9 protein-coding genes are annotated in these 12,228 nt (G+C 67.4%); 6 read left to right on the top strand and 3 right to left on the bottom strand.

What is annotated here, in order from left to right:
- Positions 1 to 4: 4 nt before the first annotated feature.
- Genes ACNFHO_RS02355 through ACNFHO_RS02345 form a run of 3 tightly spaced genes read right to left on the bottom strand, consistent with a single transcriptional unit; the run spans position 5 to position 3,016 of the window.
- Complete coding sequence (locus ACNFHO_RS02355) at positions 5 to 1,192, bottom strand: LLM class flavin-dependent oxidoreductase (protein WP_414155620.1); 1,188 nt, start codon at positions 1,190 to 1,192, stop codon at positions 5 to 7.
- Between the two features lie 30 nt (positions 1,193 to 1,222).
- Positions 1,223 to 1,945 (bottom strand): class II aldolase/adducin family protein, encoded by a 723-nt coding sequence (locus ACNFHO_RS02350; protein WP_063545200.1) that lies wholly within the window; start codon positions 1,943 to 1,945, stop codon positions 1,223 to 1,225.
- Between the two features lie 15 nt (positions 1,946 to 1,960).
- Positions 1,961 to 3,016 (bottom strand): ABC transporter substrate-binding protein, encoded by a 1,056-nt coding sequence (locus tag ACNFHO_RS02345; RefSeq protein ID WP_416765048.1) that lies wholly within the window; start codon positions 3,014 to 3,016, stop codon positions 1,961 to 1,963.
- Positions 3,017 to 3,427: 411 nt separating this feature from the next.
- Here ACNFHO_RS02345 and ACNFHO_RS02340 point away from each other — a divergent pair, with 411 nt between their 5' ends.
- The 6 genes from ACNFHO_RS02340 (at position 3,428) to ACNFHO_RS02315 (ending at position 11,826) form a co-directional block, all read left to right on the top strand.
- The gene (locus ACNFHO_RS02340) at positions 3,428 to 4,645 is read left to right on the top strand and encodes an acyl-CoA dehydrogenase family protein (RefSeq protein WP_416765046.1); all 1,218 of its coding nucleotides are present in this window, start codon (positions 3,428 to 3,430) and stop codon (positions 4,643 to 4,645) included.
- Between the two features lie 70 nt (positions 4,646 to 4,715).
- Positions 4,716 to 6,491: an ABC transporter ATP-binding protein gene (locus ACNFHO_RS02335; RefSeq protein ID WP_416765044.1), complete on the top strand. Its 1,776-nt coding sequence runs from the start codon at positions 4,716 to 4,718 to the stop codon at positions 6,489 to 6,491.
- Positions 6,484 to 8,328 (top strand): ABC transporter ATP-binding protein, encoded by a 1,845-nt coding sequence (locus tag ACNFHO_RS02330; RefSeq protein ID WP_416765042.1) that lies wholly within the window; start codon positions 6,484 to 6,486, stop codon positions 8,326 to 8,328. Before ACNFHO_RS02335 ends, ACNFHO_RS02330 begins: the two co-directional genes overlap by 8 nt.
- 206 nt (positions 8,329 to 8,534) lie before the next feature.
- The gene (locus tag ACNFHO_RS02325) at positions 8,535 to 9,683 is read left to right on the top strand and encodes an LLM class flavin-dependent oxidoreductase (protein WP_416765040.1); all 1,149 of its coding nucleotides are present in this window, start codon (positions 8,535 to 8,537) and stop codon (positions 9,681 to 9,683) included.
- 20 nt (positions 9,684 to 9,703) lie between these two features.
- The gene (locus ACNFHO_RS02320) at positions 9,704 to 10,771 is read left to right on the top strand and encodes an ABC transporter substrate-binding protein (RefSeq protein ID WP_416765038.1); all 1,068 of its coding nucleotides are present in this window, start codon (positions 9,704 to 9,706) and stop codon (positions 10,769 to 10,771) included.
- A complete protein-coding gene (locus tag ACNFHO_RS02315; protein WP_063545206.1) occupies positions 10,768 to 11,826 on the top strand; it encodes an ABC transporter substrate-binding protein in 1,059 nt (352 codons plus the stop codon). The genes ACNFHO_RS02320 and ACNFHO_RS02315 overlap by 4 nt, the downstream gene beginning before the upstream one ends.
- Positions 11,827 to 12,228: the final 402 nt, after the last annotated feature.

Genomic DNA, 12,228 nt, shown 5'->3' with positions numbered 1-12,228 from the left:
GTCCTCATGCCGGTTGCGCCACCGGCGCCTGGCGTGCGGCGCCCAGGCGCGGCACTTCGAAGCCGTGGTCCAGGTCCAGCAACGGGAACAGCAGGTCGGCGACCCGCTGCGCTTCATCGATCAGCGGGAAGCCGGAAAGGATGAAGGCCGACGTGCCGTGCGCCTCGTACTCGCGGATACGCTCGGCGACCTGCTCGGCGCTGCCCACCAGGTACGTCCCGGCCGCTGGGCCAAGAATGTTGAAGCCGAACAGGCTCGGGCCGAGCCAGACGTTGGGATGAATCTCCAGCTCGCGCGCGCTCGGCAGGCGCCCGGCACGAATGCTGTCGAGGTTGCGCTGGATGCGTGGGTCGTCACTGATGAAGCTTTCCAGGGTCTGCCCCGGCGGTAGCTGGCGCTCGATGGAGGCCCGCGCGGTGGCCAGCGACGTGCGTTGCAGCAGGCGTTCGGCGTGGGCCCAGGCCTCTTCCTCGGTTTCGCGCACGATCACTTGCAGGCGCGTGCCATAAGTGAGTTCGCGGCCGATCTTCGCCGCTTCGGCGGCGACGCGGCGGAACTTGTCCCCCAATCGTTGCGGGGTATCGGCAAAGCTCAGGTAGACGTCGAGCAATTGCACCGAATGGGCCACCCCCGGCGCCGAGGTGCCAGCGCCCCACAGCGGGATGCCCGGTTTCTGCTTGGGTGGGTGCCAGCCGCCCAACGGGTGGCTGGCCGCTGCCGGCGAGCGCGGCGAGAGCTGGACGTAACGCCCTTGGTAGCCTGCCGTTTCGCCTGCATAGAAACCCTGGAACGCGCGCCAGTACTCCAGGCTGAAGTCGTAGCGCTCATCGTGCGGGTAATGCACGCCCAAGGTCGCCAGGCCCGCATCGTTGCCGTTGACCACATTGAACAGCAGGCGGCCATTGGAGAACTGGTCGAAGGTCAGCGCCCACTTGGCCAGCACCGCAGGCGACAGCTCGCCGGGGTGCTGGGCCACGAGGAAACGCAAGCGCTCGGTGGCATCGATCAGCGCGGCCGACACCGCCAGGCTTTCGTTCGGGCTCGAGCCCAGCAGCGCGCCATAGTAGCCAAGGCGGTCGGCCGCCACGGCCAGTTGCTTGAGGTGCTGGAAATCGGTGTTCCAGCGCCCCTGGGGCTCCCAGGGATAGGGGCCGTCGGGGGTGGTGAGGTACCAGAGGATCTTGACCGCCATGGGCGTGCTCCTTGCGAGAAATTGAACGGCTCAGTTGCGACGGTCGATGCCCGGCACCAGGCCCAGCTCGGTGGCGCGCTCGTACAGGCCGCTCATCTTCCATTGCTGGGTCAGCACCCCTGGCCCATAGGGGCGCGAGCCACCGAGCGCGTCGGCCAGCAACTGGATCTGCGCGCCCTCCTCCAGCAGCAGGATGAACTCGGCGGTGGCGCGCAGGCCCTGCTTGCCCCATACCGTAGCGCCGCCGTTGGCCTCCAGGATCGCCAGGTTGAAGGGGTTCTCGGCGATCTTGTCGAGGATGAAGTCCACCTCGGCCTGGCGTCGGTCGATGTAGACCGGCAGCTCGCGGGCCAACTGGTAGCGCTGCACCGGCACGTAGTGGAACGGCAAGGTGCGGTGGGTCTGGGCCCAGGCGCCGAGGTAGGGGCTGTGCACATGGGACACGGTGGTGACATCGGCGTGGGTCTGGAACAGCTTGGTGTAGCGGCCCAGCCCGCCCTTGGCCTTGCCGCGCACCACATTGCCGGCGAAGTCGCTGACGCTGGCCTGCAGCGGCTGGTGGCGCTTCCACGGCCCGCCATAGTTCACCGATACCAGCAGCTCCTGGCCAGGCACCCGCTCGATGAAGCCGACGGTGCCATTGGCGGTGATGGTGTGGGTTTCACGAAACACGGTGAAGGCCGCTTCGGCCTCGGCCACCACTTGGTCGACGAAGGTGTCCAGGTCGATTTGCTCGTTGATCAGTACGGTCATCTCAGGTCTCCGGTATCAGGCGCGGCGCTGGGCCAGCAATTCATGGGCAGCTTGCAGGGGGCGATGGTCGACCCAGTCGGCGAGGTCGAAGTCGCGTTCGAGGAAGCCATGCAGGTTGAGAAAGGTCTTCTGCACGTCCAGGTAGTCCAGGCGTTGCGCCGAGAGGTCCGGCGCCAGGGTGGTGTGGAAATCGCCGCGGTACGCCTCGGCCACGCCCTGGCTGCCGGCGCGGGTTTCCTCCTCGAGAATGGCGTTGAGCGCATCGCGGTTGCCTGCAGCCCATTGGGCGGCACGCAGGGTCTGAGCGAGAAAGCGCACCACCAGATCGAAGTGATCGTCGAGCAGGCTCTGGTGCACGGTGATCGGCCTTGGCGTGCCGTTGTTGATGCGGTGGCGCGGATCAGGCAGTGCGTCGAGGTCGACACCGACTACCAGGCCCAGGCGCCGCGCGGCATCGGCGGCGGCTGCGCCCTTGACGTACACCGCATCCACCTCGCCGCGGGCCAGGTAATCAAGGCCCGACCACAGGCGCTGCAGGCCCAATTGCGGAGTTTCGGCCCGAGTCTGGTCGAGCAGCGCCACCTCTTTGAGGTGCACGTCGTCCAGGCTCAGGCCGGCCGAGGCCAGGGCTCCCTTGTAGCCATGCAGGCTCATGGCCCGCGCGATGCTGCCGGGGCGGTTGTCGCCCCAGGCCGGCAGTGCCAGGCGCTTGCCGCGCAGGTCGGCGGCGCTGCAAATGCCCGAGTCGGGGCGTACCAGGATGGTCTGCCATTCCTCGATCCAGGTCAGGCCGATCAGCCGGCTCGGCGCACCGGCAGCACGGGCCGCCAGCGCCGGCAGGTTGCCGCCTTCGCGAAACAGCCCAGGGAGTTGGTGATCATAGTGATGCTGGCCGAGCTGACGGGCCTCCTGCAGGGTTTCCACCGGCAGGCCGTCGGCGGCGAATTCTTCGTTTAGCCAGCCGAGCTTGTAGGCGATACCCGAAGCGGTCGGGACGGGGCAGCGCGTGAACCAGATGCGCTCCAGACGCGTGTCGGCGGCTGGCAGTACAGGGGCAGTGGCGAGGGTCATGGGGTCGCTCCTTGAGGGTCGTGACAGCGCTATTGCAGCGCCCGTGCCAACGGCTGCAGGCCCCGAATCACGGGGCCCAGGCCAAGGCTTCGGGGGGACCGGTGCTGGTTGGCGCGCAGGATTGCGGGGCGGCTGCTGCCAGATCAGCAGTCGCCGGGATAGGGGTGTTGCTGGGGCAGCAACAGACGTTGTGAGTAGCGCTGTAAGCCTTGTGCCGCAAGGGTTTCGGCGGTATGGCAAAGAAGTTGCTCTAGGTCTGGCAGAGCGTGGGGCCGCTGCGCGACCCATCGCGGGACAAGCCCGCTCCCACAGGAACCTCGCCGTCATTGGAAACGGCGCCGTACCTGTAGGAGCGGGCTTGCCCGCGAAACGCACACCACCGCCCTTCCTGACACACCACCGAGGTTCCCCATGAGCAACATCCGCCGCATCACCCACGAAACCGAGGCCATCGAAGTCGCCCGCCAGGTCGCCGAGGAAATCGCCGCCATCGCTGCCGACCCACGCAACAACGGACAACTCCCTCGCCGCCAGGCTGAGCTGCTGTCCAGCAGCGGCCTCACCGCCATCGGCGTGCCTGCGGCACTCGGCGGGCTCGGTGCCTCCGTCGCCACCCTTGTCGAAACCGTGCGCCTGATCTCGGTCGCCGACGGTGGCGTGGGCCAATTGCTGCAGATTCACAACGTCATGCTGCGCGGCGTCGTCAGCGGCTATCCGGATGAAGTACGCGATCGCCTTGTCGCCGACCTGCTGGCTGGAAAGCGCCTGGGCAATGCCCTGGCCGAGGTCGGCGGCAAGAACAAGTTCGCCCTCAAGACCCGCGTCGAGCGCCGCGCGGACGGCAAGCTGGTGCTCAACGGCAGCAAGTTCTACTCCACCGGCGCCTACCTGGCCGAGTGGATCTCGCTGACCGCCGCCAGCGACGACGGCGGCGTCGGCGTGCTGCTGCAGCGCGATACGCCAGGCCTGACACTGATCGACGATTGGGACGCCTTCGGTCAGCAGAACTCGGTCAGCGGCACCGTCAACTTCGAAGACATCGTCCTCGACGAGCGCTATCTCTCGCGCCGTAACGGGCCGATGAAGCGCACCGGCCTGACCTTCCCGCAGATCCTCCACGCGGCCATCGACACCGGCATCGCCGCCGGCGCCCTGCAGGCGGCCACCGCCTACCTGCGCGAGCATGCCCGGGCCTGGGTTGAAAGCGGCGTCGAACGGGCCAGTGACGAGCCCCATGTGATCCGCCAGATTGGCGAATACGCCGTGGCCCTGCGCGGGGCAGAGTCGGTGCTGCGCGATGCTGCACGGGTGTTCGACGAACACGAGCGCGACCCGGAGAACAAGGCGTTGCAGGACGAACTGATCCTCTCGGTGGCCACCGCCCGCGCCCACGCCGACAGCGCCTCGCTGAAAATCGCCAGCGATCTGTTCTCGTTGCTGGGTGCCAGCGCCAGCCTGAGCAAGTGGAACCTCGATCGCTTCTGGCGCAACGCGCGGGTGCACACCACTCACGATCCGATCCGCTGGCGCCTGCACAACGTCGGCAATTACTACCTCAATGGCGCGGATCCCGGCGAGTACACCGCCATTCTCAATGCCAAGGAGGCCCAGGGCGCGACGCGCCGCTGAATCCGCAGCGGCCACGTCGCGGGGCAAGCCCGTGCCGTGGCCGGCACATCCACTCCCTTCGGACATCTGTATGCCCCACCCTCTGCTGCGCGCCCTGGCCATCTACCGCGAGATGCCCTGGCGCTTTCTTCTGGTCGCCTCGCTCTACATCGCCGGCAACCTCGGCCTGGTCTGGCAGCAATGGCTGATCGGCCATGCCGTCAACGACGTCAGCGCCGGTCACGCCGTGGTTCGCCAGGCCGACGGCAGCCTCGACGCCAGTGTCGCCTGGTACTGGCTGTGGCTGTTGCTGGCCATCGCCCTCGGCCGTGGCCTGCTGCAGTACGCGGCTGCCGTACTGTCGCTGGTGCTCAGCCAGGCGCTGCTCACGAGCCTGCGCGAACGTATCCTCGAACAGGTACAGGCCCTGCACCTGGGCTACCACTGGCAGCACGGCATGGGCGAACTGGTGACCCGTACCACCCGCGATGCCGACAAGGTCCGCGATGCGCTGATCACCTTCTGGCGGCAGATCGTCGAAACACCCCTGGTGGTGCTGGCGGTGGTCGGCCTGCTGGCCTGGTACGACCCGCTGCTGGGCCTGGTACCGCTGCTGCTGACCGGTGTCGGCCTGTGGTTGTTCGTGGTACAGACCGAGCGCCTGGTCACCCTCGACCGCGCCGTAGGTGCCGCCTATGACCAGGTCAGCCAGGACCTCGCCGAAGGCATCGGCGGCGTGCGGGTGATCAAGGCCTTCGGCCTGGAACAGACACGCATCGAACGCTTTGCCGCGCAGGTGGCCGTGTTCTCCGGGCATGCCCGTGCCGCCCTCGCCTACGCCGCCTCGCGCATTCCCCTGCCGCAGGCGGTGGTGGCGCTGGGGCACGCCTGGGTGTTGGTCCATGGCGCTCACCTGGTGGCGAACGGGCGGCTGGGAATCGGCGAGCTGGTGACCTCGCTGCTGCTGGCCACGACCTTGGTATTTCGCATCGAGGGCATCGGCCGGGTCATGCAGACCTTCGCCGACGCCCGTGCCAGCGCCGAGCGCATCTGGCAACTGCTCGACGAAACGCCGGCGATCGGCAGCGGCCCTCAGGCCTTGCCCCGAGGGCCGTTGGGCCTGAAGTTCGAGAAGGTACGGGTCGGCGCGCCGGACGGCGGACGTGACATCCTGCACGACTGCTCGCTCACCCTGCAGCCCGGCGAAGTGGTCGCGCTGGTGGGCGCCACCGGCACCGGCAAAAGCCTGCTGGCCAGCCTGTTGCCACGCCTGGCCGATGTTCAGGGCGGTGCCGTGCTGATCGGCTCCGAGCACCACGGCTGGCAGGATGTGCGTGGGTTGGACCTGGCAGAACTGCGTCGTCGCGTGCAGGTGCTGCCCCAGGAAAGCTTCCTGTTCTCCGACAGCCTGGCGGCCAACCTGCGACTGGCAGCATCCCACGCCAGCGACCAGCAACTGCGCGAGGGCCTGCGACTGGCTGCGGCAGAGGACATCCTGGAGCGTCTGCCCCATGGCCTGGATACACCGCTGGGCGACCGTGGTGTAACGCTCTCCGGCGGCCAGCGCCAGCGCCTGTGCCTGGCCCGCTCGCTGCTCGGCACCCCGGACATCCTCTGCCTGGACGACGCCACCAGCGCCCTCGACGCCCACGCCGAGCGCCGGGTCTTGGACAACATCCGCCGCCTGCGCGGCGATCAGGGCCACGCCCCCACCCTGCTGCTGATCACCAGCCGCCTCTCCACCCTGCTGCTCGCCGACCGCGTGCTGGTGCTGGACAACGGCCGTATCGCCGCCAGCGGCAGCCACGCCGAACTCAGCGCGCACAACGCCCATTACCGCGACCTGCTGGGGATCGAGCATGACTGAGCCACGCAAGACCCCGAGCGACCTCGAGATCGAACAGACCCTCGCCCGCCAGGCCCTGGACCGCGGCATGCTGCACCGCCTGCTGCCGCTGATGCAGCCGATCCGCAGCGCGATCCTGACCGTGATCGGTATCGAGCTGCTGCTGGTGTTCACCGTGTTTCTGCGGCCCTGGTTCGTGCGCGAGCTGCTCGACCGTGGGCTGATCCACGACGGCGACCACTGGCTGCTGGACGAACGCCTGGTGCTGTGGCTGGGCCTGGCCCTGGCGGCCAGCTGGCTGGTGCGTTTCCTGCTCGCGGGGGTGTCGCAGTTCATCGCAGGCTCCGCGGCGATCCGCGTGCTGAACGATCTGCGGGTGAAGGTGTTCAGCCATGTCCAGGCACTGTCGGTGAGCTACTTCGACCAGACCCGCGCCGGGCGCATCATCTCCCGCGCCGACCGTGACGTGGATGCCCTGGAGCCGTTGCTGGTACAAGGTCCGCCGGAGCTGCTCGGCGCCCTGCTGCGCTGCGGCCTGGCCTCGGTGATGCTGTGGCGCATCGAGCCAAGCTTCTTCTTCAGCCTGGCAGGTACGGTGCCGCTGCTGGTGCTGGCGACCTGGCGCTTCAAGCGCATCTCCCAGCGCAACTGGGCAAAGGTTGCCGAGCAGCGAAGCCGCTTCACGGCGCACCTGGTCGAGAGCGTCAACGGCGTGCGGCTGATCCAGCAGTGCGGCCAGGAAACGGCCAATGCACAGCGTTACCGGCGCCTGCTGGAAGACTTCAACCAGGCGTTGATCCGCGGGAGTTTGCGCGCGGGCTGGTTCGCCCCCTTCACCGCGCTGCTCAGCACCGCCGGCATGGCCGTGCTGTTGCTGGTCGGCGCCCATGGCCTGGCGCAAGGCACGGTCAGCGTCGGCCAGGTGGCCGAGAGCCTGTTCTATGTGTTCCTGTTCCTCGGCCCGCTGCAGGAGCTGTCGGATCTGTTCGAACGTTACGCCACAGGCTCCGCCTCGGCCCAGCGAATCTTTCTGCTGCTCGACACCCGCCCGCAACTGCTCGACCCGGACCGCCCTCGACCGCTGGGCCGGGCGCGCGGGCAAGTGGATTTCGAGCAGGTCGAATTCGCCTATCACCCCCAGGCCACAAGGCCGGTGATCGACCGCTTGGACCTGCACGTGCCCGCAGGCCAGGTGCTGGCCATCGTCGGCCCCTCCGGACATGGCAAGAGCACCCTGGTGCAATTGCTGACGCGCTTCTACGACGTGCACGCTGGCGCGGTGAAGCTGGACGGCATCGACCTGCGCCACCTGTCGCAGCACGAGCTGCGGCGCAATGTCGGGGTGGTGCTGCAGGACAACGTACTGTTCAGCGGCAGCATTCTCGATAACCTGCGCCTGGCCGCACCGCAGGCTGATGACGCCCAGCTGATTGCTGCGGCGCGCGAGCTGGGCGCTGACGAGGTGCTGGAGCGCCTGGCGCAGCAATACCACACCGAAGTCGGCGCACTGGGCTCGCACCTGAGCCATGGCCAGCGCCAACTGGTGTGCCTGGTGCGGGCCTACCTGGCCGACCCGGCAGTACTGGTGCTGGACGAAGCCACTTCGGCGGTGGATGTGCATACCGAGCGGCGCATCCAGCAGGCGCTGCGACGCCTGTGCGAAGGGCGCACGGCGATCGTCATCGCCCACCGCCTCGCAACCATCCGCGATGCCGACCGGATTGCCGTGGTGCGCCATGGACGGGTTGTGGAGCACGGATCGCACGGCCAGTTGCTAGCCCTGGATGGTGCTTATACAGCGCTGCATGACGCCTACATGCGCAGCGCCGCAGCGCTCGAAACAACCTCGCAACCCTGAAGTCGCACGTGCAGGGCCTCGGGGGATGGCAACGGCGCACCGCAGCGCCCTGCTGCTCCCCCAGCAACCATTGCTGGCGGGGTGTTGCCACAGACGCACCCCGCTCTCCTCGCATCGCCCGAGCCCGCGCCCCACGGGGTGCGCCGCGGCAATGGCACAGCCGTTGCACCGCTGCATGCATTCGCTCATTGCTCACAGGAGCCCCCATGTCCACCGAATTCTTCTGGCGCCTGCCGCTGGGCACCGACGGCCCGCAATTGTCCACCGACCGCCACAACCGTGGCGCACCCCGGCACCGCCCCGGCAACATCGCGCCTGGGCGCCTGCCCAATGGCGAGGCCGACGGTTTCAGCTACATCGACTACATCGCCCAGGTGGCCAAGGCCGCCGAACTGGCCGGTTTCGAAGGGGCGCTGCTGCCCACGGGGCCGGAGCCGTGGATCGCGGCGGCGGCATTGGCGCGTGAGACCCGACGCATTCGCTTCCTGATCGCCTTCCAGGCCACCTGGACCCTGCCCGCCTACGCTGCGCAACAGGCTGCGATTCTGCAGAACCTCAGCGGTGGGCGGCTGGACTGGAACATCATCACCGGCGGCAATCCCGCCAGCCAGCGCGCCAATGGCGACTTCCTCGAGCACGACCTGCGCTACAAGCGCACTGGCGAATTCCTCGACGTGATCCAGGGCCTGTGGAGCAACGACAGCTTCTCCTACCAGGGTGACATCTACCGCCTGGAGCACGGCAGCCTGCCACCGGGCCTGCAGCACGAGCGCAAGCCGGGGGTGTATTTCTCCGGGTTCTCCGACGCGGCACTGGAGGTCGCCGCGCGTCACGCCGACGTGTACCTGAACTGGGCCGAGCCGATCGACAAGCTCAAGCCGCACCTTGAGCGGGTTCGCGAACTGGCCGACAAGCAAGGGCGCAGTGTGCGCTTCGGCCTGCGTGTCGACCTGTTCGCCCGCGAGACCGAAGACCAGGCCTGGCGCGAGCTGCGCCAGCAGTTCGAGCGCCTGGAGGGCACGGCCAGCAGCACGGCGAAACGCTTCATCACCGGCTCCGATTCTGTCGGCGGCGCACGCCAGGCCGCTTATCACCAGCACCTGGAAGGCTTCGACGAGTTGATCCTGGCCCGCAACCTCTGGGCCGGTTTCGCCAAGGCCAAGCCCGGCCCGACCGTAGGCCTGGTAGGCAGCCACCAGAACATTGCAGAACGCCTGGCCGAATACCGCGATGCCGGTTTCTCCACCTTCATCCTGGCTGCCAACCCGCACCTTGAAGAGGCGCTGCGCATCGGCCAGGAAGTGCTGCCGCTGGTGCAGCAACCGGCCGCCACCCCTTTCAAGGCCCGCGCCTGAATCCTTGCAGAGACCTCACCATGAGCCACCCCCTCGACACCCTCTGGTACACCCGCTGTCCGGTTCCCACCGGGCTTGGCATCGCCGTCCAGCAAGGCTGGCTGCAGGCTGACCTTTCTGCCCTCGGCACCCAGGTCCAGTCGCTGCGCGAAGCCGACGACCAGGCCGTGCGCGAATCGCACTTCGACCACAGCCTGCGCAACTCGGTGCGCCATGGCGGCAGCATCCCGGCGATCTGGGCCCGCGCCCAAGGCCGCGAAACCCGCGTGATCGGCCTGTCGTGGGCAGACGAGGCGCAGTTGATTCTGAGCCTTCCGGGCAGTGGCATCCGCACGGTCAAGGACCTTGCCGGGCGGCGCTTCGGCCTGCCCGACTGGGCCGCGGCACAGATCGACTTCACCCGCGCCCAGGCCCTGCGCGGGCTGGAAAACGCCTTGCGCCTCGAGGGCCTGCAGGTGGGGGACGTGCAGTTGGTCAACTACCGCTACGACGGCACCTTCAGCGACCGCCCGGTGCGTAACGTGGCCGGCACGCCGGTCTCCACCACCCAGACGGCCGGACGCAATCTGGAGTTGGCCGGGCTGCTGCGTGGCGAGGTCGACGCGATCTTCCTCAAGGGTGCCAGCGCCGTGCAGTTGGCCCATGCCTTTGGCCTGCACACGGTGATCGACACCGGTGCCCATCCCGACCCGCTGGTGCGCAGCAACAACGGCACCCCGCGCACCCTGGCGGTGGACAGCCACCTGCTCGCCCAGCATCCGCAGGTCGCCCGCACGATCCTCGCCGCCGTGTTGCGCGCCGAAGACTGGGCCCAGCGACACCCTGACGAAACCCGCCGCTACCTGGCCCGCGAAACCAACAGCAGCGAGTACTGGGTCAGCGTCGCCTACGGCAACGATGCCCACCTGCGCCTGCGTACAGCCCTGGACGAGCAGGCTGTCGCCGCTCTGCAGGACTTCGTCCATTTCCTCAAGCGCTGGCGCTTCATCCCCGCCAGTTTCACGGTCAGCGACTGGATCGACCGCGGCCCACTGGACGCGTTGCTGACCAACACCCCTGCCATGGAAAGGACCTCCGTCGCCCTATGAGCAAGCCACTGGAAACCCTCTGGTACACCCACAGCCCGGTGCCCACCGGGCTCGGTATCGCCGTCCAGTCCGGACGCCTGGCCCAGGCGTTTCAACCGTTCGGCACCAATATCCAATCACTGCGCGAGTCCAGCGAACGGGAGGTGCGCGAAGCCCACTACGACCATCACCTGCAGAACTCGGTGCGCCACGGCGGTAGCATCCCGGCGATCTGGGCCTATGCCAGCGGCGTCCAGACCCGGGTGTTGGGGCTGTCGTGGATTGACGAGGTCCAGCTGATTCTCACCACTGAAGAAAGCAGCGTGCGCACGATCCGCGACCTGAAGAATCGCCGCTTCGGCCTGCCGAAATGGGCCAACGTGCAGATCGACTTCACCCGCGCCCAGGCCCTGCGCGGCCTGGAAAACGCGCTCAAGCTCGAAGGCCTGTCGGTGGCCGATGTGGAGCTGGTCGACTATCCCTACGGCGGCACCTACAGCGACGACCCCAAGCACCACCTGCACGGCTCCGCCGTCAGCCTGGGCACCAGCCGCTTCAGTCGGCGCAACAACGAACTGATCGGCCTGCTGCGCGGCGATATCGACGCCATCTTCCTCAAGGGTGCGCACGCGGTCAGCCTGGCCCACGAGTTCGGCCTGCGCGTGGTGGTCGATACTGGCAGCCATCCCGATCCGCTGATTCGCAGCAACAACGGCACGGCGCGGACCCTGACGGTCGATACGCACTTGCTGCACGAGCATTTCGACGCCAGCGTGACCTTGGTCGATACCGTGCTGCGCACCGAGCAATGGGCCTGGGCCAACCCCGAGGAGACCCGGCGTTTTCTGGCCCGTGAGCTGAACACCAGCGAGTACTGGGTGGCAGCCGCCTATGGCGAGGATGCCCACCGGCGATTGCGCACCACCCTGGACAATCGCTCGATCGAGGCGCTGCAGGACTTCACCGAATTCCTCCACCGCTGGGGGTTCATCCCGCGGCGCTTCGACGTGCGCGAGTGGATCGATTTCAGTGTGCTGGAGAAGGTGATCGGCTCGACGTCGCGGCTGGCGGTCTGAGCGTAGGTCCACATAGGGCGTAACGGCCCTCAGCACTGGGGGCTGTGCCTGTCTTGTTCAAAATCTAAAAGCCAGCCCAATCCCTGTGGGAGCGGGCTTGCCCGCGAAAAAGACACCGCGCTGCCTGGCACGGGCTACGCCCGTGTTCGCGGGACAAGTCGCAGCGGCGAACCGCCGCTCCCACAGGGATTGGGCTGGTCTTTAGATTTTGAGCAAGACAGTTGCTCCTACAAGGACCACGCCGACCTGCTGCCCAAGCAACATCCCCCCGACCCATTGCTGCCCCAGCAGCACCCCGCAAACAGCCCCTTGCTGCCCCGCCCTCAACCGCGTCGAAAAGACTTCTTTAAATCAAAGAAAATCAATATAAAACAATAACTTGCAGATACTGGCACAGTCCCT

It is taken from the genome of Pseudomonas sp. NY15374 (assembly GCF_048068255.1).
Classification (GTDB): domain Bacteria; phylum Pseudomonadota; class Gammaproteobacteria; order Pseudomonadales; family Pseudomonadaceae; genus Aquipseudomonas; species Aquipseudomonas machongensis.
This window is presented reverse-complemented; position numbering and strand designations above follow the sequence as displayed.